Annotated in this window: 22 protein-coding genes; 12 read left to right on the top strand and 10 right to left on the bottom strand. The window is 62.9% G+C overall.

What is annotated here, in order from left to right:
* Positions 1–41: 41 nt before the first annotated feature.
* From sufB to SO180_RS21350, 7 genes are all read left to right on the top strand, one after another.
* Positions 42–1538 carry a Fe-S cluster assembly protein SufB gene (gene sufB / locus SO180_RS21320; protein WP_449380797.1) on the top strand — a complete coding sequence of 499 codons (1497 nt, stop codon included), beginning with the start codon at positions 42–44 and terminating at the stop codon, positions 1536–1538.
* 130 nt (positions 1539–1668) lie between these two features.
* Complete coding sequence (gene sufC / locus SO180_RS21325; RefSeq protein ID WP_449380798.1) at positions 1669–2421, top strand: Fe-S cluster assembly ATPase SufC; 753 nt, start codon at positions 1669–1671, stop codon at positions 2419–2421.
* A gap of 11 nt (positions 2422–2432) precedes the next feature.
* On the top strand, positions 2433–3740 hold the full coding sequence (gene sufD, locus SO180_RS21330; protein ID WP_449380799.1) for a Fe-S cluster assembly protein SufD: 1308 nt from the start codon (positions 2433–2435) through the stop codon (positions 3738–3740).
* On the top strand, positions 3737–4984 hold the full coding sequence (locus tag SO180_RS21335) for a cysteine desulfurase (protein WP_449380800.1): 1248 nt from the start codon (positions 3737–3739) through the stop codon (positions 4982–4984). Before sufD ends, SO180_RS21335 begins: the two co-directional genes overlap by 4 nt.
* Complete coding sequence (locus SO180_RS21340; protein ID WP_449380801.1) at positions 4981–5352, top strand: SUF system Fe-S cluster assembly protein; 372 nt, start codon at positions 4981–4983, stop codon at positions 5350–5352. The genes SO180_RS21335 and SO180_RS21340 overlap by 4 nt, the downstream gene beginning before the upstream one ends.
* Before the next feature lie 62 nt (positions 5353–5414).
* The gene (locus SO180_RS21345; protein ID WP_449380802.1) at positions 5415–5813 is read left to right on the top strand and encodes a HesB/IscA family protein; all 399 of its coding nucleotides are present in this window, start codon (positions 5415–5417) and stop codon (positions 5811–5813) included.
* 182 nt (positions 5814–5995) lie between these two features.
* Entirely contained in the window at positions 5996–6457 is a 462-nt protein-coding gene (locus SO180_RS21350; protein ID WP_449380803.1) for a TfoX/Sxy family protein, read from the top strand.
* Positions 6458–6661: 204 nt separating this feature from the next.
* Here SO180_RS21350 and SO180_RS21355 read toward each other — a convergent pair whose 3' ends face one another.
* The 3 genes from SO180_RS21355 to SO180_RS21365 form a co-directional block, all read right to left on the bottom strand.
* Positions 6662–7729, bottom strand: coding sequence for a GGDEF domain-containing protein (locus SO180_RS21355; RefSeq protein ID WP_449380804.1), 1068 nt, complete (start codon positions 7727–7729; stop codon positions 6662–6664).
* A 233-nt stretch (positions 7730–7962) separates the two neighbouring features.
* Positions 7963–9489 (bottom strand): DEAD/DEAH box helicase, encoded by a 1527-nt coding sequence (locus tag SO180_RS21360; protein WP_449380805.1) that lies wholly within the window; start codon positions 9487–9489, stop codon positions 7963–7965.
* A 319-nt stretch (positions 9490–9808) separates the two neighbouring features.
* Positions 9809–10771: an AraC family transcriptional regulator gene (locus SO180_RS21365; RefSeq protein WP_449380806.1), complete on the bottom strand. Its 963-nt coding sequence runs from the start codon at positions 10769–10771 to the stop codon at positions 9809–9811.
* A 299-nt stretch (positions 10772–11070) separates the two neighbouring features.
* Between SO180_RS21365 and SO180_RS21370 the strand changes: the two genes are divergently transcribed.
* Positions 11071–12588, top strand: a complete 1518-nt coding sequence (locus SO180_RS21370; RefSeq protein ID WP_449380807.1) for a caspase family protein — start codon at positions 11071–11073, stop codon at positions 12586–12588.
* A gap of 75 nt (positions 12589–12663) precedes the next feature.
* Here the strand turns inward: SO180_RS21370 and SO180_RS21375 are convergent, their stop codons facing one another.
* The 3 genes from SO180_RS21375 to SO180_RS21385 are packed head-to-tail and all read right to left on the bottom strand — an operon-like array spanning position 12664 to position 16513.
* The gene (locus SO180_RS21375; protein ID WP_449380808.1) at positions 12664–13677 is read right to left on the bottom strand and encodes a carbon-nitrogen hydrolase family protein; all 1014 of its coding nucleotides are present in this window, start codon (positions 13675–13677) and stop codon (positions 12664–12666) included.
* A complete protein-coding gene (locus tag SO180_RS21380; protein WP_449380809.1) occupies positions 13622–15163 on the bottom strand; it encodes a M81 family metallopeptidase in 1542 nt (513 codons plus the stop codon). The genes SO180_RS21375 and SO180_RS21380 overlap by 56 nt, the downstream gene beginning before the upstream one ends.
* A gap of 9 nt (positions 15164–15172) precedes the next feature.
* Positions 15173–16513: an MFS transporter gene (locus SO180_RS21385; protein WP_449380810.1), complete on the bottom strand. Its 1341-nt coding sequence runs from the start codon at positions 16511–16513 to the stop codon at positions 15173–15175.
* A gap of 102 nt (positions 16514–16615) precedes the next feature.
* On the opposite strand from SO180_RS21385, the gene SO180_RS21390 reads away from it, so the two are divergent.
* The 4 genes from SO180_RS21390 to SO180_RS21405 all read left to right on the top strand — a co-directional run bounded on the left by SO180_RS21390 (position 16616) and on the right by SO180_RS21405 (position 20966).
* Positions 16616–17527 (top strand): LysR family transcriptional regulator, encoded by a 912-nt coding sequence (locus SO180_RS21390; protein ID WP_449380811.1) that lies wholly within the window; start codon positions 16616–16618, stop codon positions 17525–17527.
* A gap of 38 nt (positions 17528–17565) precedes the next feature.
* Entirely contained in the window at positions 17566–18825 is a 1260-nt protein-coding gene (locus SO180_RS21395) for an FAD-dependent oxidoreductase (protein WP_449380812.1), read from the top strand.
* A 192-nt stretch (positions 18826–19017) separates the two neighbouring features.
* Positions 19018–19794 (top strand): outer membrane protein, encoded by a 777-nt coding sequence (locus SO180_RS21400; protein WP_449380813.1) that lies wholly within the window; start codon positions 19018–19020, stop codon positions 19792–19794.
* A gap of 272 nt (positions 19795–20066) precedes the next feature.
* The gene (locus tag SO180_RS21405; protein WP_449380814.1) at positions 20067–20966 is read left to right on the top strand and encodes an outer membrane protein; all 900 of its coding nucleotides are present in this window, start codon (positions 20067–20069) and stop codon (positions 20964–20966) included.
* A 70-nt stretch (positions 20967–21036) separates the two neighbouring features.
* On the opposite strand, the gene SO180_RS21410 is transcribed toward SO180_RS21405, so the two are convergent.
* The 4 genes from SO180_RS21410 to SO180_RS21425 form a co-directional block, all read right to left on the bottom strand.
* On the bottom strand, positions 21037–21807 hold the full coding sequence (locus tag SO180_RS21410) for an SDR family NAD(P)-dependent oxidoreductase (protein WP_449380815.1): 771 nt from the start codon (positions 21805–21807) through the stop codon (positions 21037–21039).
* A gap of 28 nt (positions 21808–21835) precedes the next feature.
* Entirely contained in the window at positions 21836–22021 is a 186-nt protein-coding gene (locus tag SO180_RS21415) for a hypothetical protein (protein WP_449380816.1), read from the bottom strand.
* A 329-nt stretch (positions 22022–22350) separates the two neighbouring features.
* A complete protein-coding gene (locus SO180_RS21420; protein WP_449380817.1) occupies positions 22351–23151 on the bottom strand; it encodes an outer membrane protein in 801 nt (266 codons plus the stop codon).
* Positions 23152–23394: 243 nt separating this feature from the next.
* The gene (locus SO180_RS21425; protein WP_449380818.1) at positions 23395–24168 is read right to left on the bottom strand and encodes an outer membrane protein; all 774 of its coding nucleotides are present in this window, start codon (positions 24166–24168) and stop codon (positions 23395–23397) included.
* Positions 24169–24385 lie beyond the last annotated feature (217 nt).

Here is a 24385-nt window from a genome sequence, read left to right on the forward strand (position 1 = left end):
TTGATCCACCGCGGTCCTTGAAACCGCGAGCGGAGGATGGAATGCCAGCCGTACAAGAGACGGTCGAGCGCGTGAAGCGCATCGACGTCGACCAGTATCGTTATGGGTTTGAAACCCTGATCGACTCCGAGAAGGCCCCGAAGGGTCTGTCGGAAGACATCGTAAAATTCATTTCCGGGAAGAAGAACGAGCCCGCCTGGATGCTCCAGTGGCGGCTCGAGGCCTATCGGCGCTGGCTGACCATGACCGAGCCGACCTGGGCGCGCGTCGACTATCCCAAGATCGACTTCCAGGACATCTACTACTACGCGGCGCCCAAGCCGAAGAAGACGGTCTCATCGCTCGATGAGATCGATCCGGAGATTCTGAAGACCTACGAGAAGCTCGGCATCCCCTTGCGGGAAGTGGCGATGCTCGAAGGCATCGAGCCGAAGCCTGGCGAGGAAGATCCTGCCCGACGCAAGATCGCCGTCGATGCGGTATTCGACTCCGTCTCGGTTGCGACCACCTTCAAGGCCGAGCTGAAGAAGGCCGGCGTCATCTTCATGCCGATCTCGGAGGCAATCCGCGAGCATCCCGAGCTGGTGCAGAAGTATCTCGGCTCAGTGGTGCCGACTTCTGACAATTTCTACGCGACGCTGAACTCGGCGGTGTTCTCGGACGGCTCGTTCGTCTACGTGCCGCCGGGCGTACGCTGCCCGATGGAGCTGTCGACCTATTTCCGCATCAACGAGCGCAACACCGGCCAGTTCGAGCGCACGCTGATCATCGCGGATAAGGGCTCTTACGTCTCCTATCTCGAAGGCTGCACCGCGCCGCAGCGCGACGAGAACCAGTTGCACGCCGCCGTGGTCGAGCTCGTCGCGCTCGACGACGCCGAGATCAAATATTCGACGGTGCAGAACTGGTACCCCGGCAACTCGGAAGGCAAGGGCGGCATCTACAACTTCGTCACCAAGCGTGGCGACTGCCGCGGCAACAATTCCAAGATATCCTGGACCCAGGTCGAGACCGGCTCGGCCATTACCTGGAAGTACCCGAGCTGCATCCTGCGCGGCGACAATTCGAGCGGCGAGTTCTACTCGATCGCGATCTCGAACGGCTTCCAGCAGGTCGACTCGGGCACCAAGATGATCCACCTCGGCAAGAACACCTCGAGCCGGATCATCTCCAAGGGCATCGCGGCCGGCAAGTCCCAGAACACCTATCGCGGTCTCGTCACCGCGCACCGCAAGGCGACCGGCGCGCGCAACTTCACCGCCTGCGACTCGCTGCTCATCGGCGACAAATGCGGCGCGCACACCGTGCCGTACATCGAGGCGAAGAACTCCTCGGCCACCTTCGAGCACGAGGCGACGACCTCAAAAATCTCCGAGGACGTGCTGTTCTACTGTATCCAGCGCGGCCTGAGCCAGGAAGAAGCCGTCGGCCTCGTCGTCAACGGCTTTGTGAAGGATGTGCTGCAGCAGCTCCCGATGGAGTTCGCCGTGGAAGCGCAGAAGCTGATCTCGATTAGCCTCGAAGGCAGCGTGGGCTAGTTCTGGCCTCATCCTGAGGAGGCCGCGCAAGCGGCTGTCTCGACGGATGGTAATCGGAAAGATTGTTGGCCTCATCCTTCGAGACGCGCCTTCGGCGCTCCTCAGGACGAGGGGATAGATGGAAAAAACAATGGCTTTGCTTGAAGTGAAAGACCTGAAAGTTCGTGTCGAGGAGCGTGAGATCCTTCACGGGCTGACGCTGACCGTGAACGAGGGTGAGGTGCACGCGATCATGGGGCCGAACGGCTCCGGCAAGTCGACGCTCTCCCATGTCATCGCTGGCAAGCCCGGCTATGAGGTCACCGACGGCCAGATCCTTTTCAAGGGCGAGAACCTCCTGGAGATGGACCCGGAAGAGCGCGCCGCCAAGGGCGTGTTCCTGGCGTTCCAGTATCCGGTCGAGATCCCCGGCGTTGCCACCATGAACTTCCTGCGCACCGCGCTGAATGCACAGCGCAAGGCGCGCGGCGAGGACGAATATTCGACGCCGGACTTCCTGAAGAAGGTCCGCGAGGTCTCGAAGTCGCTGAACATCCCGCAGGACATGCTCAAGCGCGGCGTCAATGTCGGCTTCTCCGGCGGCGAGAAGAAGCGCAACGAGGTGCTTCAGATGGCGCTGTTCGAGCCGAGCCTGTGCATCCTCGACGAGATGGACTCCGGCCTCGACATCGACGCGCTGCGCATTGCGGCTGATGGCGTCAACGCGCTGCGCTCGCCCAAGCGCGCGATGGTGGTGATCACCCACTATCAGCGCCTCCTGAACTACATCGTGCCTGACTTCGTGCACGTGATGTCGAAGGGCCGCGTCGTGAAGAGCGGCGACAAGCAACTGGCGCTGGAGCTGGAGGAGTCCGGCTACGCCCAGTTCGAGGACGCTGCGTAAGGGATTTTGCGATGAACGTTGCTTTGGTCAAGACCGGGAACGGCCGCGCGGTGAGCGATCTCTTCACCAGCGCCGAAGGCCGGCTGCCTGGTTCCCCTGCGGTCGCAGCAGTGCGCCGCCAGGCCTTCGAGACCTATGAGCGTCTCGGCCTGCCGCACCGTCGGCTCGAGGAATGGAAATACACCGATCTGCGTGCACTCGTCGGCGAGGTGCTGCCACTTGCGGCCGTCCCGGATGCGGCGGCGCTGTCGCGCGCGGCCGAAGCCGTAAAGACGCATGCGTTTGCCGGTGCCCGCAAGCTGGTGCTGGTCGACGGCGTGTTCGCGGCCGATCTTTCCGACGTTAAGGCGCTCGCATCCGAGGTCAGCGTCAAGACGTTGCGCGAAACGCTGGAGAAGGAGTCAGGCGATCTGCTCGCGACGGCCTCGACGGACGCGATGATCTCGCTGAACGCGGCGATGGCGACCGATGGCGTTGTGGTGTCGATCGCGGACGGCGTGCAGCTTTCCGCGCCGGTCCAGATCATCCACGTCGCGACCGCCGCGTCTGCGTCCGCATTCACCCGATCGCAACTGCGAATCGGCAATCGCGTCCGAGCCACCATTATCGAGAGCTTTGTCGCGGCCGGCGCTGCGGCCTACCAGGTCAACGATGCCGTGCTGGTGACGATCGGCGACAACGCCGATGTCGCGCATATCCGCCTGATGGACGACGCGCCGGACGCGGTGAACATCACCTCCGAGATCGTCACGGTCGGCGCGAACACAAAACTCAACTTCTTCAACATGACGACCGGCGGCGCCGTCAGCCGTCTGCAAGGCTTCATTACGCTCGCAGGCGAGGGCAGTGAGCTCGCGGTCAATGGCGTGAACCTGCTGAAGAAGACCGAGCATGGCGATACGACGCTGGTCGTCGACCACGCCGTTCCCCATTGCACCAGCCGCGAGATCTTCCGCGCCGTGATCGATGATCGCGCCCATTCGGTGTTCCAGGGCCGCATCATCGTCCGTCCCGACGCGCAGAAGACCGACGGCAAGATGATGACGCGGGCGCTGCTGCTCTCGGACGAAGCCGAGGCCGACAACAAGCCCGAGCTCGAGATCTTTGCCGATGACGTCTCTTGCGGCCATGGCGCCACCGCCGGTGCGCTCGACGACAGCCTTCTGTTCTACCTGCGTGCCCGCGGGCTGCCTGAGAAAGACGCCCAGGCGCTGCTGATCCAGGCTTTCGTCGGCGAGGCGATCGAGCAGATCGCCGATGATGACCTGCGCGAGCACGTGATCGGCATTGCCGAGCGCTGGCTGGAGGGCCGGTCATGAGCACGCATCCGGCAGTCCTGAACGGTTCTTATGACGTAGCAAAGGTGCGCCAGGATTTCCCGGCGTTGGCGATGCAGGTCTACGGCAAGCCGCTGGTCTATCTCGACAACGCGGCCTCGGCGCAGAAGCCGCAATCCGTGCTCGACCGCATGACGCAGGCTTACACAAGCGAATACGCCAATGTACACCGCGGCCTGCATTACCTCGCCAATGCGGCGACGGAAGCCTATGAGGGCGGCCGCGCCAAGGTCGCACAGTTCATCAACGCGCCCCGTACCGAGGAAGTCATCTTCACCCGCAACGCGACGGAGGCGATCAACCTCGTCGCGTCGTCCTGGGGCGAGCCCAACATCAAAGAGGGCGACGAGATCGTCCTCTCGATCATGGAGCACCACTCCAATATCGTGCCCTGGCATTTCCTGAGGGAACGCCATGGCGCGGTGATCAAGTGGGCGCCGGTCGACGATGAGGGCAATTTCCTGATCGACGAGTTCGAGAAGCTGCTGACGGCGAAGACCAAGCTGGTCGCAATCACGCAGATGTCGAACGCGCTTGGCACCATCGTGCCGGTCAAGGACGTCGTGAAAATCGCGCACGCTCGCGGCATTCCCGTGCTGGTCGACGGCAGCCAGGGCGCCGTGCATCTGCCGGTCGACGTCCAGGACATCGGCTGCGACTTCTACGTCTTCACCGGCCACAAGGTCTACGGGCCGACCGGCATCGGCGTGCTCTGGGCCAAGTACGACCACCTCGTCGCGATGCGCCCCTACAACGGCGGCGGCGAGATGATCCGCGAGGTCTCCCGCGACATCGTCACCTATGGCGATCCCCCGCACAAGTTCGAGGCCGGCACGCCCGCGATCGTCGAGGCGGTCGGGATTGGCGCGGCCATCGACTACGTCAATTCGATCGGCAAGGAGCGTATCGCTGCGCACGAGCACGATCTCCTGACCTATGCCCAGGACCGCCTGCGCGAGATCAACTCGCTGCGGCTGATCGGCACGGCGCGCGGCAAGGGCCCGGTGATATCCTTCGAGCTGAAGGGTGCGCATGCCCATGACGTCGCCACCGTGATCGACCGCCAGGGCATCGCGGTGCGCGCCGGCACCCACTGCGTCATGCCGCTTTTAGAGCGGTTCAACGTGACCGCGACGTGCCGGGCATCGTTCGGCATGTATAATACGAGGGACGAAGTCGACCATCTGGCACAGGCGCTTTTGAAGGCGCGGGATTTGTTCGCATGAGTGACACGGCCGAAATCAAAGCCAATCCGATGGAAACGCATTCGGCGCTGCCGCCGGAGGAGACCGAGCGTCTGACGCGCGAGATCATCGCCGGGCTCAAGACCGTATTCGATCCGGAAATTCCCGCCGACATTTACGAACTCGGCCTGATCTACAAGGTCGAGATCAGGGACGACCGCTCCGTCGACGTCCTGATGACGCTGACGACGCCGAATTGTCCGGCCGCCGGCGAGTTGCCGACGATGGTCGAGAACGCGGTCGCTAGTGTCCCCGGCGTCGGCGTTGTCGACGTCAAGGTCGTCTGGGAACCGGCTTGGTCACCGGAACGCATGAGCGACGAGGCGCGCCTCGTGCTCAACATGTGGTGACACCAATCTGGCTCTTGCATATACGGCATTGAACTTGCTCCGCAACGGACCACATGAGTGACATGACCCAGGCATCACCAGCTACTCCCTCCAAGCCGCGGCGTCCGCGCCCGCAGGTGATGCGGCTGACGGATGCCGCCGCGCAGCGCATCACCGAGCTGACGCAGCGCGCGGACTCCGAAATCGTCGGACTGCGCGTCGGCGTGAAGAACGGCGGCTGCGCGGGGCAGTCCTACACCGTCGAGTACGCCCATGAGATCCGGCCGACCGACGAGGTCGTCGAGGACAAGGGCGTCAAGATCCTGGTCGATCCCAAGGCCGTGCTGTTCCTGCTCGGCACCGAGATGGACTACAGGGCCGACAAGATGCAGGCCCAGTTCGTCTTCAACAATCCCAACCAGATCTCAGCCTGCGGCTGCGGCGAGTCGGTGGAGTTGCGACCGGCCAAGGTCGAGGGGTAACTCCGCTCTCGCCAATCACTCCGCTGTCGTCCTGGCGAAAGCCAGGACCCATACCGCGTGATCTCTCGTGGGTGATAGGTCTCAGTACCGGCGCTGGTACGACTAACGGTCTTCGCTAAACTGCTCCCTGGGGTAATGGGTCCTGGCTTTCGCCAGGACGACCATTCGGAGAGAGCGTGCACATGGACCGCGAATTCCTGATCGACCTGTTCGCTGATTTCGGCCCCGTTACCATCCGGAAGATGTTTTCCGGCTACGGCATCTCCGCCGACGGCACCAATTTCGCGCTGGCCTTGCGCGCCGGGCTGTTTTTCCGCGCCGATGAAGTGACGATCCCGAGCTTTGAGCTCGAAGGCTCAGGGCCCTTTCAGTACCAGACCCGCGCCAAGACAGTGACGGTGAATTCCTACTGGCAGTTGCCCGCGCGCCTGTTCGACGATTCCGAGGAGCTTGCCGAGTGGGCGAGAGCCGCGCTCGCCGCCGCCCAGCGCGCCAAGGTGAAGAAGCGGCCGAAGGCGGCAAAGAAGGCGGCAGCCAAGCCTGCGAAGAAGGCCGCCGTGAAGAAGCCGCTGAAGAAGAAACAAGCAGCCAAGAAGGCGGTTCGTAGGGTGGGCAAAGCGAAGCGTGCCCACCACTCAAGATAACGATTGGAGAGATGGTGGGCACGGCGCTGCGCGCCTTTACCCACCCGCGGCAGCTAGCGATGCCTGACGACCTCATCCTGAGGAGACCGCAGAGCGGTCGTCTCGAAGGATGGCCACGGGTGAAAGCATGGCCTACATGGTTCGAGACGCCGCTTCGCGCCTCCTCACCATGAGAGTCATACACTCCGCGCGCAGCAAGCGGCTTCAGGCCACCTGGCCGCGCCTCTCGATGCGATACTCCGGATCGGCCTCGCAGATCACGCGGTTGCGGCCGTTGCGCTTGGCGGCGTAGAGGCAGGCATCGGCGCGCTCGATGAGGGAGTCCGTGTCGTCGGTCGGCTTCAGCATGGAGACGCCGACCGAGATCGTGACGCGGCCGAGGATCTCGCCGGTCGATTTCTTCTTCAATTCCTTCGCCATGACGGCGCGGCGGATGTGGTCGGCGACGGTGAGCGCCTGGCGCAGCGCGGTGCTGGGCAGTACGACCGCGAACTCCTCGCCACCATAGCGCGCTGTGATGTCCTGGCCCTTGATGGTCTGCTTCAGCGACAGGCCGACGAGCCGCAGCACCTGGTCGCCGGTGAGGTGTCCGTAGGAATCGTTGAACGACTTGAAGTGGTCGATGTCGAACAACAGCAGCGACAGCGGCTCGCCGCTCGCGAGCGCGTTCTGCACGGCCATGCCTATCATGCGATCGAAATATTTGCGGTTGCCGAGGCCGGTGAGGGGATCGGTGAGGCTCTCGGCGCGGATCGCCTCGAGGCTTTGCTGGAGATTGCTGATCTCGTTCGCGGACAAGGTCAGCCGGTCCTCCAGTGCCTTGTTGGTCTCGCGCATGTCGCGCGTCGCATGGAGCAGCGTGTCAACGATCGCCTTGATCTGATCGCTGTCCTTGGCCGTGGACAGCTTTGCGGCGGCGCCCGACAGGCTCGCGTCGTAGGAGGCAGACATGCCGAGCGCTTCGCTGAGCACCTTCATGACGTCGTCGATCTCGCCGATGACGCGCGCGCCAACCTTGTCGATGCGGTCGGTGGTCTTGATGTGGGAGAGATAGGTCTCGTAGATCTGCTCGAGATCGGCTTCCGTCAGCTTGCCGTTGCGCGCCAGCGTCTCGTTGATGATCTTGTTCAGCGGGGCGTTGTAGCCGGTGGCGTAGACGTACCAGATCTCGTAGTTGCGGGGAATTGCGGTCTGCTTGAGCGATCGGATCTGGCCGAGCGCCACCTCGGCGAACGCCATGGTGCGTTCGTGTTCGTCGAGCAACTTGACCACAGAAACATCCCCACAGCAGCCGATGCGCCTCCGACTGCAGCAATGCTTAAATTATGGGGCTGAGGCTAAAGGACGATTCTGAACGGCCGGTAAACGGCTGTTTTCTGAAGCCTGATCCGGGACCCGAAGGGCCGCGCTAGCGCGAAGTGTGCCGCGGCTTTTTCTCGCGACAAACGCGAAACGCGTTTGCGCGGAAATCATGCTCAGACAAACAACCTAAAGCGCAGCGCGCTTTAGGCGCCGGCGGGGGAGCGGACTGGTCGCAGCAGGAACGCCGGAAGATGCGAATGATCGCCGGGCTCGCTGTCGGCCTCGCGTTGCGGACGGCGCGGCTCGGGCCGGCCGATCGAGGGCACATGCGACGTATTGGCCTGCTGGCGCGAGCTGTGCCGCGACTCGCCGGTGTGCCTTGCTTCGCGCGCTGGCTTTGGCTCGCGTGAAGGCTTTGGTTCGCGTGAAGGCTTTGGCTCGCGTGCAGGCCTCGCTTCCGCTGCTGGCCTTGCGTCCGCGGCGTGACGCGCGTCACCGGGCTGCTCATGGCCGCGACGCGACTTGCCGCGACCGCCGCGCGAACGCTCTCGGCCACGCGGCTCGCGCGAACGCTCGGTTGGCTCGGCGGATTCGCTGTGGACCTCGAACTCGCCTTCGGCGCGCGGAATGTTCTGGCCGATCAGCTTTTCGATCGCGGCCATCGACTTCTGGTCGAGCGGGGTCACGATCGATATCGCGGTGCCGGTGCGGCCGGCGCGCCCCGTACGACCGATGCGGTGAACGTAATCGTCTGGATGATGGGGGACGTCGAAATTGAAGACGTGGCTGACCTCGGGGATATCGAGGCCGCGGGCGGCGACGTCGGAGGCGACCAGCAGCGGCAGCTCGCCTTTGCGGAACTGATCCAGCGCTGCCATGCGGGCCGGCTGGTCCATGTCGCCGTGCAGAGCGCCGACGCTGAAGCCGTGCTTCTGGAGCGATTTGTGAACGATCGCGACCTCGCGCTTGCGATTGCAGAAGATGATCGCGTTCTTGAGATCCTTGGCCTCGCGCAGCAGGCGGCGAAGCAGTTCGCGCTTCTCGTGCGCCTCGCGTCCGGCGGGAACCTGGGATTGCGTGACGGTGACGGCCGTGGTGGCGGGCTTGGAAACCTCGACCTTCTGCGGATTGTGCAGGAAGGCCTCGGTGATGCGCCGGATCTCCGGCGGCATGGTCGCGGTGAAGAACAACGTCTGCCGCGTGAAGGGGACGAGCTTGCAGATGCGCTCGATGTCGGGAATGAAGCCCATGTCCAGCATGCGGTCGGCTTCGTCGATGACGAGCAGCTCGACGCCGGTGAGCAGGAGACCGCCGCGCTCGGTATGGTCGAGCAAGCGACCGGGGGTCGCGATCAGCACGTCGACGCCGCGCATCAGCTTGGCATCCTGGTCGCCGAAGGAGACGCCGCCGATGAGGAGGGCGACGTTGAGCTTCTGGCCGGCGCCGTAGCGGTCGAAGTTTTCCTTGACCTGGGCGGCCAGCTCGCGGGTCGGCTCGAGGATCAGGGTGCGCGGCATGCGCGCCCGGGCACGACCCTTTTCGAGGATGGTGAGCATCGGCAGCACGAAGGCAGCGGTCTTGCCGGTGCCAGTCTGGGCGATGCCGAGCACGTCCTTGCGTGCGAGGACGTGGGGGATCGCCTGTTCCTGAATGGGGGTGGGGTTGGTGTAACCGGTGGCCGCCACTGCGGCGAGGACTTTTTCGGATAGTCCGAGATTTGAAAAGGACATTGAGCCTCTAGTCGAAACCGCCGTTCGGAATCGAGGGTAATAAGGCTGTCGCGCTCCACCCCAAAACGGCGCGCTCTCAAAGAAGCTGGGGGTGCTGACTTACGCGAGCAAGGATTTGCGCGAACAACGCGCCAAACTCAGGAATCGCGTTTCGATACCGAGCCGCGTTGCCCGGAACATAGGGGGGAATCGGCCAAAGTCAATGGAGCAGGCGCGGGAAGGCTCTAAAAAGCCTAGCGTTTTTATTCAAATTGCAGGCGAAGTTGGGTTTTTCGCCCGGTCACCGGCCGGGCGACCGGGGTGAGGCCAAGGAGCGTGGTTAACCCTTCTCGGCCGCCTGGGCCCGGAAATCGCCCGGTGCCAGCCCATAGGCCGCGTTGAACACCCGGTAATAGGTGGCAAGGCTTTCGAACCCGCAGGCGGAGGCGACGTCGGCAATCAGCCGCTCCGGCGTTTCGCGCAGGAGGCGGCGGCTTTGCGCCAGACGTTGCTCGGTCACGGTCTGGGAGAAGCTCTTCTCCGCCATTTCAAAGAGCATGTGGAGGTGGCGCAGGGACACGCCGAGCCAGTCGGCGACCATCGCCGGAGACAATCGGGGATCGTTCAGGTGTCTGTCGATCAGGCGGCGCGCCAGTGACAGGCGCCCGACACGCAGCGCGTATTGTCCGCGGCGGCCCGCCGACCTGACGATGCCGCGCTCGATCAGGGCGAGGGTGGCCAGTGCCTCCACCAGCGGCTTGGTGCGCGAAGCTTCTTCCTCATCGGCGAGTTCACCGAGCTCGGCAAAGGCGGCATCGAGCAGGGAGGCCAGCGCAGGGTCGCCGAACGGCTTCGGCGTGAGGTCGCGAACGCGCCTGTCCTGCGCGGGGATGCCGACCACCGGGATCTTCAGGATCCTCAGGTGAAAGCCGGCAGTGCCGAGCGGCAGGGTGCGATAGGGCAGGTCGGTATGGCTGGTGGCAAACCTGCCGCTTTCGATGGCAAAATCGCTGCTGCGCATGCCGCCGAACCAGCCGCCGCTGCCGAGCTGCTGGTAAACGCAGATGCTGTCGCTGGCCGCGTCCGCAATGTCGGCCTTGCTACGCTCCACCCGGTAGGGCGAGGCCTTGAGCTCGACGAGGCCCGCCCCGCCGACCTGCCGCAGCGTGAACTCGCCGGAGAAATCCGCGCGCTGCTCCCGCGCAAGTTCCGCGGTGACGCCGAACAGGCCCTTGGCGCGCACCTCCCGCCAATAGTCGAAACGGTCCTGCGGCTCGACTTCGTCGGTGCACCAGCGATACACGAAAGACCCTCGGGTAGACAGGCAATACCATTCAAGCAAAAGCAGATTCCGCTCGAACCGGCCATAGGACAGATCGCGCAGGGGTATCCACTGTACGCTTGCCTCGCCCTCTTGAACCCCTGCCAGGGCTTGGCCGACTATGACATCAGCGGCCGCAGGAACGCATAGAGCATGATCCGGAAAAGTGTGAAGCGGTTTTCCGAAAAGATCATGCTCAAACAACGACCTAAAGCGCGATGACGATGCATCCCAATCTCATCGCGCTTTAGGGCAATCTTCCTGCAAACGGGGATCTTTCGATGACGCGCAGGCTTCTTTCGATTTTGGCGGCCCTTGGCATCACCGCCAGTCTGACGGCGTTCGCCGGCCCCGTGCACGCCGAAAAACGCGTTGCGCTCGTCGTCGGCAACAACGACTACAAGAACGTTCCAAAGCTGCTCAAGGCCGTCAACGACGCCCGCACCATGGGCGATACGCTGAAGCAGCTCGGCTTCTCCGTGATGGTGGCCGAGAATCAGAGCCGCCAGCAGTTCACCGAGACGCTGCTTGCTTTCGACCGGGCGATCGACCCCGGCGACACCGCGTTCTTCTTCTATGCAGGCCACGGTTTCGAGATCGCGGGCCAGAACTATCTCTTGCCGACCGACGTGCCGGCGGCGACCGAAGGCCAGGAAGAGCTGGTGCGCGACTCCTCAATCCTCGCCGACCGCATCGTCGAGCGCCTCCAGAACAAGAAGGTGCGCACCTCGATCCTGGTGTTCGACGCTTGCCGCAACAACCCGTTCGAGCGGACCGGCACGCGCGCAGTCGCCGGCGGCGGCGGGCTTGCGCCGATGACGCAGTTGCCTGAAGGCGTGTTCTCGGTGTTCTCCGCCGGTCCGCGCCAGACCGCGCTCGATCGTCTGTCGAACGATGATGCCAATCCCAATTCGGTGTTCACGCGCACCTTCGCCAAGGAGCTGTTGCAGCCCGGCGAGAACCTCGTGCAGGTGGCACAGCACACGCGACGGCTGGTCAGCGAGATGGCCGACACCGTCAAGCACAAGCAGGTGCCGGTCTATTTCGACCAGATGGTCGACGACGTCTTCCTGAGCGGCACCGCCAAGGCCGATGCCGCGCCACGGCCGGCCGATCCGGCGCCGCAGAAGGTCGCGGCGTTGCCGCCGGTCTCGGTGCCGCGCGTGCCGAAAGAGGAAGCTACCAACGCACCGATCGCGAGCTTCTCGCGCCACAATGGTGGCTGGTCGGTGGTCTTCTCCTTCGCCGATCCCACGCTCGGCATTTCCTGGCGGATGGCAGGCCAGGGCGATTTCCGCGAGACCGGCTTCATCGATACGCTCGATCCGCGCACCCGCAAGCGGCTGCCCAATCCGTCGATCGAGCTGCCGCCGGACGCGCAGGCCGGCACCATCGAGGTCCGCTATGTCGACGCGTCCGGCGACATGCAGGGCCCGTTCCCGATCAAGTTCGATCCCGAGGCCGCGCTGCTCCGCGACCAGCGCAAAATCCTCGACATGACCGCGACGAGCTGGCTGTCGTTCCGCGAGTTCAACGGGCTGCTCGTCTACTACACGCACCTCGTGTCCTACCGCTGCGCAATCCGCGAGGTCCGCATTGGCATCGACACCGCGGTTCCCAATCAGGTGCTGAAGATGCCTCCTTGTGACATGCGCGACCCCACCGCGATCTCCGCCGGCATGCCGCTCTACATGAAGCTCGCGCCCTCAACGCAGGTCGTGTCGGTGGAACTGACTTATCGCGACGGCAGCGTGTCGGAGATCAAGAGCTTTCGCACCGCGAACCGCAGTAACAATTGAGGGGCTCGATTGAGCGATCATGCCGGCTTCTGGCAACCCATGCTCTGCCCCACCGTTGAGCCAAGGGGTGAGTTTTCAGATGGGCGCCGTCAAGTATCGCGAGTAGATATCCGCGCGCCTGTCTGTCGCGAGCCCGACATAGCTTCGATAGCGGGCAACGTCATCAATGTCGATTTCCGCGCGTACGACGTCCTCGTCCTCCGTGGTGGATTGCGCGAGAATCTTGCCATCCGGCGCAACAATGATGCTTCGGCCCATGAATGCGCAATTGCCTTGCCTGCCGGCGCGGTTGCAGCTCAGGAAGAAGACGCCATTCTCGGTTGCGCGCGTGTAGGCGCGGTGCGCGAAGATCTGCTCGTCTTCCAGGGGCTTGTCTCTCGGGCGGAACGACGCCCAGATATTCGTGACGATCTGAGCGCCTTGCATCATGAGTGCCCGCGTCAACTCCGGAAACCGAATGTCATAGCAAATCTGCATGCCAATCGGCCCCAACTTCGTCTGCTGCACCGAGATGCTCTCGCCGGCGACGAAATATAGCTTTTCCAGATGCCAGCGATGAATCTTGTAGTAGGTGCCGAGCACGCCGTGAGGGCCAATCAGCATTGACGCATTGTGCATCACGCCCTGCTGCATCGGGTGACGAAGAGCCAGCCCGACGACAACATGGAGGCTGTGCTCACGGGCGAGATCGCACAGCGACGTGATGAATGGCCCATTCTCGGGTTCGGCGGCCTGGAATAATCGGAAGGCATATTGGTCGGCTCCGCCGGATTCCGGGCTGAAAGGGGCGCCGGGCGTCAGCGGCTCCACATATCCCGTGTTCGACAACTCCGGGAATACGATCAACTGCGCGCCTGTCTTTGCCTCCGATCGCATGGCTGCCTGCATTCGCTCGAGATTTGACGCCGGCTCCAGCACTTGGACGTCAAACTGGATCAAGCTCACGTTTACCTTGCTGGTCATCGCTTGTCCGTTCTCCTGTCGCGGCCCCGACGATCCGCGCGTAGCGCCCACTGCTCGTGTTCGGTCGACATCAATGGGCGCTTTCAGGAGCCAGCGGAAATACGCGATGCGTATCCAGCCGCTCATAGGGCAGGAGCCGCAGGTCGGCGACGCCGTGGTCCGGCGTATCCACGATCATGATTTCCTCCGCCAGTCCCTCGTAGAAGGCACGGAAATGGGTCTTTGAACGAAGCACGATGATGTCGAAGTCTTCCGGACGCAAGCCGAACACCTCGAACGCATCACCGTCGACCGCGAATGCAAAAGCGCTGACGACACTCACCGACACGCCATCGACGTCGAGCAACGCCGTCATTCCCAGGTCGACAGGCATGCCATGCATGTAGGAGCCCGTCACGCGGTACGATTTCGGGCCTGCCCACTGCACGCGCGCGGTGATGTCCAGCGTCGGCCCCGCCTTCTCGGAGCTGTGGCCGCCGAGCTTCAGCTTCACCAAAGCACCAACGCCGGCTTCGAACGCTTTCCGCGCTGCGGCCGCATCCCAGAGAAATGGCACGGCAGCCCGCGTGACACCGCGCCTCAGCAGCTCCGCCAACAGGTACGTGGAGTCGTTCATTCGGTCTGCGTGCTCGACCAGGACGTAGGGGCGCCGCCGCGTCTTGCGCGTCGTCAGGCCTGAGCACGCCCGGGAAACCGCTGCCTCGGCGGTGTAGACCTCGAAGGGCCTGGAGAGTGCATGCCGCTCGCTCCAGATCCGTTCCGAAAGATGGTCTGCGATCGTCTGGGCGCGCGCGCGGTCGCCGTCGGTGACGCACAGCACCGAAAAGCCCGCATTGTGTGCGTCTGCATAGGAAAAGCCGGCCATCAGCGAAATGTCGGTGTAGCCCTCGCCGTCACGCTCGATGCGCCGGCCTTCCTCGATGAGATCCGCCAAGGGGCGCAGCGCAGTCGCGCTGAAGATCGACGGGACGAGCACGCCCGGCTTGGCGATCGCCCATGTTGGCGAAATCTCTCCACGCAGCGTGCGGAGCATGCAGATGGCGGCACGCCGTCCCGTGTCTCCCGTATCCGTATGCGGCGATTTTCGATAGGCGAACGCCGCGGTCGCGTTTTGCAGCGTATTTGCATCGATGTTGCCATGATAGTCCAGCGCGACGATCAAGGGCTTGTCTTGCCCCAGGGCAGCGCGCACAGCGTCGATGATGAAGCGCTCGGGGTCCGGATAGGAAGCTGTCCAGCACGCCCCGTGGAGGAAGAGCAGCACGCCATCGAGGTCCGACAAGGCGCGGACGCCTTCTGCCATCTCGTCCGCATAGCGTCTGACGGCTTCATCGGTGGCCGGCCCCACCGCGCCGAGCGCCGTGTGGACGAGCGGAGCCAACGCCACGCCTGCCTGTTCGCAGATCTCGATGAAGCCGCCCATCACGGTGTTTGTGCCTCGGAGCTCCTCGACGATGCGATCGCCGCGCAGGGCCACCTGCTCGAAATCGTTCCAGGTCGAGACCGCTGGCAGAAAACTCACGGACTCAATATGAAAGCCGGCGATAGCGATCCGAAATGGCCTGTGCATGTCGTGTCTGGGCCCGGAAGGGATTAAAGGCTCATGGACCATGACGTTTCCCTAGACCGAGACGACATGCCGGGCCATCAGGTGCCGCGGAATCGCAAAGATCAGGGCGGCCGCGGCGAACAGCGCGATCGCCAGCAGCGAGACGCCGGCTGTCATGCTGCCCGTCAGTTGGCTCAGGACGCCCAGGACGGCTGGACCAGCAAAGCCCGCGCTGGCCGCGCCGATATTGACCAGTCCGGCCCCACTGGCCGCTGCCGTTCCAGCAAGCACGCGTGAAGGCAAGCTCCAGAACATGGCCAGCGTGCACTGGATGCCGGAGATGCCGATGGTCAGGCACAAGAGAGAGAGCGCCGGCGCGTCTCGCGTCGTCACACTCGCCACCAAGGCGGCGCCGCCAGCGATCAGGGGCGCTGCGGTATGCCAGAGCCTCTCGCCGGTTTTCACCGAGTGGATCGAATTGATCTGCATGGCGCAGGCGGCGATCAGGTAGGGCAGTGCGGTCACGACGCCGATCTGGAAGTTCGTCAACCCGCCGATCGACTTGATCATGCTCGGCATCCAGAAAACGAGGCCGTAATTGCCGAGGTTGTAGAGAAACGACGTCGCGAACAAAATCCACAGAGTGGGCTCACGCAACGCCGGCCACAAGCTCGTTTGCTTGTCCCTTGATTCCTGAGCGAGTTCTCGCTGCACCAGGGCCTTCTCGTCCGGGGTCAACCATGCTGCGTCATCCGGCCGCTCGACGATCGTCCTGATCGAGATCAGCCCAAGCAGGATCGCCGGGAGTCCTTCGAGCAGGAACATCCATTGCCAGCCCTTCAGACCGTAGCCGCCGTGGGTGACGTCCATAATCCATCCGGACAAGGGACCGCCCAGGATCACGCCGAGGGGCAGGGCGAGGAAGAGCAAGGACATCACCCTGCTGAGCCTGAATGAGGGAAACCAGACACTGAAGAAGGCGATCACGGCGGGGAAGAAGGCTGCCTCCGTGATCCCGAGCAAGAACCGAAGTACGTAAAAGCTGGTTTCGTCCCGCGTCAGCAAGGTAGCCATGGAGACGAGCCCCCATGAGATCATTGACGCTGCGATGCACTTCCTCGGGCCATAGAGTTGAACCAGGTAGCCGGCGGGCACCTGCAGCAGGAGATAGCCGATAAAGAACAGGCCTGCACCGAGGCCATAGGCGGCCTCGCTCAGACGCAAATCGTTGACCATGCCGAGCTTGGCGAAGCCGACGTTCACCCGATCCAGGTAGCCAAAGAAGTAGCAGACGAGGATGAGCGGCATGATGCGAAGCACGATCTTCCGGTACGTCGCGTCCGCCTCGGCGACGTGGGGTGATGCAGTGGTGGCGATCGTAACGGGCGACACGAGTTGCTGCTGGATGGGCATCGATGCTACCTGTTCCCTTCGGTCTGGCTAAACCCCAGGATCGTAGAAACCGCCGACTTCGAGGTCCAATGCGGGTTCGCTTGCGACTGATGAGACTTGCGCATGAAAGTCGAGAACGCTGAACTCGAAGCCTTCGTGATCGCGGCAGAGCTGCTGAATTTCCAACGTGCAGCCGAGAAGCTCCATCTGACCCAGCCCGGCTTGTCGCGCCGAATTCAGAAGCTGGAGCAGACGCTGGGCGTCGAACTGTTCAGCCGCACCACCAGGTCGGTGGTCCTCACCGGAGCCGGACGCCACTTCCTTCCGATGGCTCGCCAGCAAATCAACAACCTGAACGGGATGCTTGATTCGATCCGCGAGGTCGCCGAAAGGCGTTACGGCAAGATTCGGGTGGCCAGCATTCCGACCGTGGTCTGCCAGGCCTTTCCGCTCCTGCTGAAGACGTTCACCGAGCGGCATCCGAACGTCGGCGTGCAGGTCTTCGACGGTAACCAGGACTTTGTCGTTCGCCAGGTCCTATCCGGGTTGGCCGAATTCGGGGTCGGCGTGGACCCCGGGCCTGACCCGGATCTGACATTCGTACCGTTGCTGGCGGACCGCTTCGTCCTGGCCGTGCATAAGGACGACGCGCTGGTCGCTCGCCAGGAGATCGCGTTGCAGGAGCTACAGGCGATGCCAAAGGTTCGGCTCATGATTGGGGGGCGCGACAGCGGCAACAGGCTCCTGCTCGAGGTTCTGCTCGGAAATGCGGGCCTGAAGCTGCGGTGGTTCTACGAAGTCGAACACGTCTCCTGCATTCTCGAGCTCCTAGAAGCGGGCGTCGGCTGCGCCATCTTGCCGGCAATGGCCCTGCCGACAAATCTCGGCTCCAATATCCGGGCAGTCCCTATCTCTGCTCCCGAGATCAAGCGGACTGTCGGCGTCATTCGCCACCGGTCCTTGAACATCTCGCCGCTGGCCAGTGAATTTCTCGATCTCGTGACTCGGCAACTTGGTGCCGAGCACGCGCTATAATCATTGTTGCGGACCGAACCACCGCCGAGGACCGGATCATGAACGCTAACGCGCCGGAACCGCCCGTCGCATCTCGTTCCCTGAAAGCCCGCTGCTGCATCGTCGGGGGTGGGCCGGCCGGGATGATGCTCGGCTATCTCCTGGGGCGTGCCGGCATCGATGTCGTGGTGCTGGAGAAGCACGCGGATTTCTTCCGCGATTTTCGTGGCGACACCGTGCATCCCTCGACGCTCCAGGTGATGGACGAGCTCGGCCTGATCGACGGCTTCTTGAAACTGCCGCATCAGCGCCTGCAGACGCTCGACGGCATGTTCGGCGGCACGTCGGTGCGCATCGCCGATCTCCGCCGGCTCGACACCAAATACCCATTCATCGCCTTCATGCCGCAATGGGACTTCTTGAATTTCTTGCGCGAGAGCGGTCAGCGCTTTCCCTCGCTCAAGGTGATGATGAGCACGGAGGCAACCGAATTGATCCGGCGCGGTGAAACGATCGCCGGCGTGCGCGCGACGACGCCGGAGGGCCCGATCGACATCGAGGCAGATTTGACCATTGCCTGCGACGGCCGACATTCGACGGTGCGCCAGCGTGCGGGCCTCGCGGTCGAGGAGATTGGCGCGCCGATGGACGTACTGTGGTTTCGCGCCGGACGGCGGCAGAACGAGACCGAGAACGTGTTCGCACGGGTCGAACCGGGCAAGATGATGGTCACCTTCGATCGCGGCGAGTACTGGCAATGCGCCTATGTCATCGCCAAGGGGCAGTACGAGGCGGTGAAGGCGAGGGGGCTGCAAGCCCTGCTGGATGACGTCGTCCGCATGGCGCCGATCCTTTCATCCGGGATCTCAGACGTGAAGAGCTGGGACGACGTCAAGCTCCTCACCGTTGCGATCAACCGTCTGACGCACTGGACGCGTCCGGGTCTGCTCTGCATCGGTGATGCCGCGCATGCGATGTCGCCGGTTGGCGGTGTCGGCGTCAATCTCGCTGTGCAGGACGCGGTTGCGACCGCAAATCTGCTTGCAGAGAAACTGCGGGCCGGGTGCCCGTCCGAGGATGAGCTCGATGCCGTGCGCCGCCGCCGCACGTTCCCAGTGAAAATGACGCAGGCGATGCAGGTGATCGTACAGAACAACATCATCAGCGGTGCGCTCAGGCCCGGCAATCAGCCGTTCAAGATTCCGCTGGTCGTCCGTCTCGTCACGGCATGGCCATGGCTACAGCAATTTCCTGCGCGCTTCGTCGCGCTCGGTGTACGGCCGGAGCATGTGCATTCGCCGGTCATGCGCGCGTCGTGATCGAGCATCGCGCCCAATGATTCAGTAGGGATAACATCGCGTTAAATCGGGTTTTGTGAGTTGCGTAGCTGCAACAGCGCAACGAGATTCGAGGTGCGCGCGGTTGAATCTCGCGCGCCCATTCCGTTGATTCCAATTTTAGTAAGAACTGTCTGTGAGCGTGCGCCCCATCCGAGGACAAGGGGTTGTACCATGCGTTCCAAGTTGATTGCCGTCTTCACCTGCACCAGCGCGCTCGTCGCAGCCGGTAGCGTTTCAGCCGCCGATCTCGCTGCGCGGCCCTACACGAAGGCGCCGGCCTATATCGAGCCGCTCTTCAACTGGACGGGGTTCTATGTCGGCGGCCACATCGGTGGCGCCTGGACCAACGAGCAGTTCATCAACAGCGCGAACACCACGGCATTCGGCGATCTTTCGCCGGGCGAGGGTTTTCGCCAGCGTGGCTCCGGCCTCATCGGCGGTGCGCAGATTGGCTATAACTGGCAGGCCAGCAATTACGTGTTCGGCCTCGAGGGCACGATCTCCGGGCTCGACAACCACGGCACGGTCAATAACACGGTGTTCGGCGTCGGTCTGGACGATCAGTTCAGCTGGCGCACCAACGTGCTGGCGACGATCGTCGGTCGTGCTGGCTTCGCCGTGCAGAACAACCTGTTCTACATCAAGGGCGGCTACGCCGGCGCAAACAACCGTCTCTCTGTCTCCGACACTGTTGGCGTGGCGACCGGCGCGGGTGGCCAGACTCACTGGGCCAGCGGCTGGACCGTCGGCGCCGGCTGGGAATACGGTATCACCCGCAACTGGATCGTCGGTGTCGAATACAACTACGCCGCCTTCACGAGCCAGACCTATCAGCTCGCCGGCACGGCCGCGGGAACTTACACCTTCGACGCCAAGCCGCGCGACATCCAGTGGGCGGTGGTGCGTGCGAGCTACAAGTTCGACGCGCCCGTCATCGCGCGCTACTGAGACTCAGTCGCTTCGGCAATGGAGCGGAAAGCCCCGGCATCGGCCGGGGCTTTTTGTTTTTTGCACAACAGTTAGGTGCGAGCTATTGACCTATCGCAGCTTATTTTACCGCTGAAGTGTTGCTGAATGTTGCCAGCGCGCCACGTCAGCTGAAAAAGCGAAGCGAGGCGGAGCGGCGCCCAGGGTTCCAACTCGTTTGATCGGGTCAAGAAAGCTATCCTTTCTCCTGGAATTAAATTCGCTTTTTCATGAATTTTTTGCAGGGGGAATAAATGAAGTATCGCTTGGGCTGGGCGCTCGCAGCGTCACTCTTCTCCGCAGGAATTGTCGGAACCGCATCGGCGGCAGATATGGCCGTCAAGGCAACACCCGTTCCGCTTCCGGAAGTCTGGACATGGACCGGCTTCTATATCGGAGGCAATTTCGGTGGGGCGTGGTCGGACAACAGACTCGGCTATGACATGCCGTTCACGACGCCGGGCAACATCTTCACGTTCTGTGGTTCACCCGCAGGTGTAGCGGCCCCTGTCCTCGTGGGCGCCAATCCCTTCGACCTCTCGACCAACTGTTCGCGTCCGAGCAGTTTTATTGGCGGTGCGCAGATTGGCTACAACTGGCAGATCGGAACTTGGGTCGTCGGTATCGAGGGTGACGGTGCCTGGCAACAACTCATCCAGCACAGCTTCGTCCAGTTCGGGAACAACCCTGCGGCCGGAGCACCCATGGGCACTGTCGCAACGGACACCGCCTATTTCCGCTCTGAGCAGGGTGCTCTCGGCACAGTTCGTGGCCGTATCGGCTATACCGGCGGCAACTGGTTGGTCTACGCAACCGGCGGTCTCGCCGTTGGCGCTGTGAAGCACTCGATGACGGAAGTCCTTGCCCCGGGCGTCGCCTGTCCGGTTGCTCCCTCGGGAACGTGTCGTACGGTCAGCGACGACACGACGCGCGTCGGTTGGACTGTGGGCGCAGGCGCCGAATGGCTGTTCGCGAGGAATTGGTCGGTCGGGGCCGAATACCTCTATGTCGACCTTGGCAGGACGACGCTCACGCTGGCGCCGGCAGGTGGCTTTTTCTTCAATACGAGTACCGCGCGATTTGACGACCGCGAGCACGTGGCACGGGTCAAGATCAACTATCATTTTGGCGGACCGGTGGTCGCCAGATACTGATGTCGGCTTGACGATCGTCTGATGCAAAGCCCCGGCCTTGGCCGGGGCTTTTTTCATGCGTGTCTGGATCTCAAGCCATCACCGAGAAGCCGCCATCGACGGGAATCGCCGCGCCGGTGACGAAGTCGGACGCGGATGATGCCAGGAACACCGCGATGCCGGCGAAGTCGTCGATATGGCCCCAGCGTCCTGCGGGCGTGCGCGCAAGCACGCGCTCGTGCAGCCCGTTGACCTGCTCACGTGCGCCGCGCGTGAGATCGGTGTCGATCCAGCCTGGCAGGATCGCGTTGACCTGGATGTTGTCGCCCGCCCAGGCGTTGGCGCAGGCGCGCGTGAACTGCACGATGCCGCCTTTGCTCGCCGCATAGGCCGGCGCAAAGCTCGCACCGAAGATCGACATCATCGAGCCGATATTGATCACCTTGCCGCGGCCGGACGCCTTCAGCGCCGGATAGGCCGCCTTCGAGCACACGAAGGCGCTGGTGAGATTCGTGTCGATCACCTTGCTCCATTCCTCGAGCTCGAGGTCTTGCGGCGGCTTGCGTATGCTCATGCCGGCATTGTTGACGAGGATGTCGATGCGGCCGAACTCCTTTGCGACATGCGCGACCATCGCCTCGACCGCGGCCTTGTCGGTGACGTCGGTCGCGACTACGATTGCCTTGATGCCGCGCTGGCGGAGATCCTCGACCGCCGCTTTCGACTTCGCTTCGTTGCGTCCAACGACGGCGATGTCGGCGCCGGCATCGGCAAGCCCGCGGGCCATGCCGAGCCCGATGCCGCCATTGCCTCCCGTGACGATCGCGACCTTGCCGTGAAGATCGAACCGGCTGGCTGTCATGCTGTGTCCTTTTCTTGTTTGGTTTCTTCTACTGGCTGCTTTCCCAGATCAGGACCAGTCCGAAACCGGCCATGGCCGCGCCATAGCCGGCCCATTGCAGCTGGTTGACCATGAAGCTCGATCGCGGCCAGGGAAACGTCCCCGTGCCCTGTCCGATCCAGATCAGACCCAGGGCGGTCGCAAACAGGCCTGCGGTCAGCAGAAATCTGCGCATACGGTCCCCTCCGGTTGGTCTGCTTCTGTCGCGCCGCGGCATCGACGATGTCGGCGGTCGCGAGACCGTTGGACCAGACTAGCCGTAGCTTTGGTGTGGAGACAATGGCCGCCGGGCTGACGGAGCAGCGAGGAAGAGGGAGGACACCGTCGCGACGCGCGCAGCGAGGCGATCACGGAGGCTGATTGGGCAGAGATCGAGAAGCCGCTTCGAGATACCCCCAATCGCTGAAAGCAAGCCTGCGGAATTGAGGGCCGCAAAGAAAAAGCCCCGGACGATGCCGGGGCTCTTGAGGTCTCGCATCGAGCTCGGATCAGTACTTGATCGGCTCAGTACTTGGCGACCACCGGGCCGGCCCAGTTGAAGCGATAGACCAGCTCGCTGCGCACGCTGTGCTCGCGGAACTTCTGGGACTCGCCGAAGCCGGTGGCGGGGCCGCCGAACCCGGTATAGTCGATGGTGACATTGGCGCGATCGAACTCGGAGTAGCGGTATTCGGTCTTCCAGAACAGTCCGGGCAGGAAGCTCGTCAGAGCATATTCGTCGCCCGTACCGATGAACCAGCCCCCCTTCGTCGCTCCGCCCAGGCTTGCCGTTCCACCCGGGAAGAAGGCGGACGTTAGGGCCGTGCTTTTCCAGTGCGCCTGCGTGTAGCCGCCTGACACGTAGGTCAGCAATTGCGGGAGGACCAGATAACCCACGCGGAGGCCGACAGCCCACTGCTGATCCTGCTTCTGGCTTCCAGTGGAGGGAGGCACGAAGAAACCATCGATCCCGACGTCGCCCTTCACATCCATGAAGTCGTAGTCCGCGAAGCCACCGACCAGCCAGTTGGTTCCCGCGAACTGGTAGTCGCAGCCACCTTGGACGGTACCGAACCAGCCGCGCGCACCGTTCGTGACATTAGGAGTGCTGGTGACCGGCACGAAGGTCGTCGCGTCGTAGGTATTGCTGCGATCGTTGTTGGTCATCGCGCCGCCACCGCCGGCACCGACGTAGCACCCGGTCCAGTTGACAGCCGGAGCAACAGCCACCGGAGCCTTAGTGTAGGGCCGCGCCGCGAGGTCAGCCGCCGAGGCTGCGCCCGTCATTGCCGCGATCGCCGCGAAAGCAAACACAAACTTCTTCATTTCGAATTCCACCCCAGCAAGGGAGCGCGAGTGCCCCGGAAACGATTCAACCGATAGGTCGCTTATAGCCAGTTCCCCGAAGAATGCTGTTGCTGTTCCGACACAACAGCAACGCGTTTCCACGGACTGACATGACGGTTTAGGCTTCGGGCGTCAGGGCGGGGGTGTCCTGACGAGGGTGTGTCACAACGAAAAAGCCCCGGACGATGCCGGGGCTTTTGAAACTCTCGTATCGAGATCAGATCAGTACTTGGCGACCACCGGGCCACCCCAGTTGAAGCGGTAGACCAGCTCGCTGCGCACGCTGTGCTCGCGGAGCTTCTGGGTCGTGTTGACGCCAGTGAAGGTACCGGTCGTGAAATCGTTGATGGGGCTGTTCTGCCTGTCAAACTCGGAGTAGCGATACTCGGTCTTCCAGAACAGGCCGGGCAGGAAGGTGGTCAGCGCGTATTCGTCGCCAGTGCCGATGAACCAGCCGCCCTTGGTGAAGCCGGGCGAGGTGAATGACGGCGTGCCAAACCCGAACGCGGTCAGGTCGGTCGACTTCCAATGCGCCTGAGTGTAACCGCCCGAAACGTAGGTGAGCAATTGCGGCAGAACCAGATAGCCGACGCGAGCGCCCACGGCCCATTGCCAATCCTGCTTCTGTCGGCCGGTGAAGAAGCCCGTGCCCAGAGTGGTGTCACCGTGGATGTCCATGAAATCGTAGTCAGCGAAACCACCAACCACCCAGTTCTGGAACTGGTAGTCGCAACCACCCTGAACCGTGCCAAACCAACCACGCGCACCGTTCGTCTGGTTCGCATTCAAGGCAGCGCCGGTCACGGGATCGACGAGGTTGTTGTCGTTGTTGGTCATCGCGCCGCCGCCGCCGCCGCCGAGATAGCAGCCGGTCCAGCTGGTGACCGGAGCCGCAACCACCGGGGCCTTGGTGTAGGGCCGCGCAGCCAGGTCAGCCGCGGAAGCCGCACCTGTCATCGCAACGACCGCCGTCAGAGCGAGTACAATCTTATTCATATCCAAATCCCCAACTTTGGTCTGCGTGCCAAGGCGCGAGCGCCGTTCCAAGTCAAATCTGATGTCCGGACTATAGCCGGTTCATGTCGAAAAGCTGTTGCGGCGCAGACACAACCGCCGGAAAACCCTCCGCAGTTGTACGGAGGACACACTTCGTTCGGGGTCTCCGGTCGCAGCGGATTTTGTCGCTGGATCAGTAGCTTAGGAAGGGAGGCGG

The sequence above is a fragment of the Bradyrhizobium sp. UFLA05-112 genome (assembly GCF_053572325.1).

Bases quoted from the DNA above. Each gene is read 5' to 3' on its own strand.
- sufB (WP_449380797.1), top strand. From the start codon at position 42: ATGCCAGCCGTACAAGAGACGGTCGAGCGCGTGAAGCGCATCGACGTC.
- sufC (WP_449380798.1), top strand. From the start codon at position 1,669: ATGGCTTTGCTTGAAGTGAAAGACCTGAAAGTTCGTGTCGAGGAGCGT.
- sufD (WP_449380799.1), top strand. From the start codon at position 2,433: ATGAACGTTGCTTTGGTCAAGACCGGGAACGGCCGCGCGGTGAGCGAT.
- SO180_RS21335 (WP_449380800.1), top strand. From the start codon at position 3,737: ATGAGCACGCATCCGGCAGTCCTGAACGGTTCTTATGACGTAGCAAAG.
- SO180_RS21340 (WP_449380801.1), top strand. From the start codon at position 4,981: ATGAGTGACACGGCCGAAATCAAAGCCAATCCGATGGAAACGCATTCG.
- SO180_RS21345 (WP_449380802.1), top strand. From the start codon at position 5,415: ATGACCCAGGCATCACCAGCTACTCCCTCCAAGCCGCGGCGTCCGCGC.
- SO180_RS21350 (WP_449380803.1), top strand. From the start codon at position 5,996: ATGGACCGCGAATTCCTGATCGACCTGTTCGCTGATTTCGGCCCCGTT.
- SO180_RS21360 (WP_449380805.1), bottom strand. From the start codon at position 9,489: ATGTCCTTTTCAAATCTCGGACTATCCGAAAAAGTCCTCGCCGCAGTG.
- SO180_RS21370 (WP_449380807.1), top strand. From the start codon at position 11,071: ATGACGCGCAGGCTTCTTTCGATTTTGGCGGCCCTTGGCATCACCGCC.
- SO180_RS21375 (WP_449380808.1), bottom strand. From the start codon at position 13,677: ATGAGCGGCTGGATACGCATCGCGTATTTCCGCTGGCTCCTGAAAGCG.
- SO180_RS21380 (WP_449380809.1), bottom strand. From the start codon at position 15,163: ATGGTCCATGAGCCTTTAATCCCTTCCGGGCCCAGACACGACATGCAC.
- SO180_RS21385 (WP_449380810.1), bottom strand. From the start codon at position 16,513: ATGCCCATCCAGCAGCAACTCGTGTCGCCCGTTACGATCGCCACCACT.
- SO180_RS21390 (WP_449380811.1), top strand. From the start codon at position 16,616: ATGAAAGTCGAGAACGCTGAACTCGAAGCCTTCGTGATCGCGGCAGAG.
- SO180_RS21395 (WP_449380812.1), top strand. From the start codon at position 17,566: ATGAACGCTAACGCGCCGGAACCGCCCGTCGCATCTCGTTCCCTGAAA.
- SO180_RS21400 (WP_449380813.1), top strand. From the start codon at position 19,018: ATGCGTTCCAAGTTGATTGCCGTCTTCACCTGCACCAGCGCGCTCGTC.
- SO180_RS21405 (WP_449380814.1), top strand. From the start codon at position 20,067: ATGAAGTATCGCTTGGGCTGGGCGCTCGCAGCGTCACTCTTCTCCGCA.
- SO180_RS21410 (WP_449380815.1), bottom strand. From the start codon at position 21,807: ATGACAGCCAGCCGGTTCGATCTTCACGGCAAGGTCGCGATCGTCACG.
- SO180_RS21415 (WP_449380816.1), bottom strand. From the start codon at position 22,021: ATGCGCAGATTTCTGCTGACCGCAGGCCTGTTTGCGACCGCCCTGGGT.
- SO180_RS21420 (WP_449380817.1), bottom strand. From the start codon at position 23,151: ATGAAGAAGTTTGTGTTTGCTTTCGCGGCGATCGCGGCAATGACGGGC.
- SO180_RS21425 (WP_449380818.1), bottom strand. From the start codon at position 24,168: ATGAATAAGATTGTACTCGCTCTGACGGCGGTCGTTGCGATGACAGGT.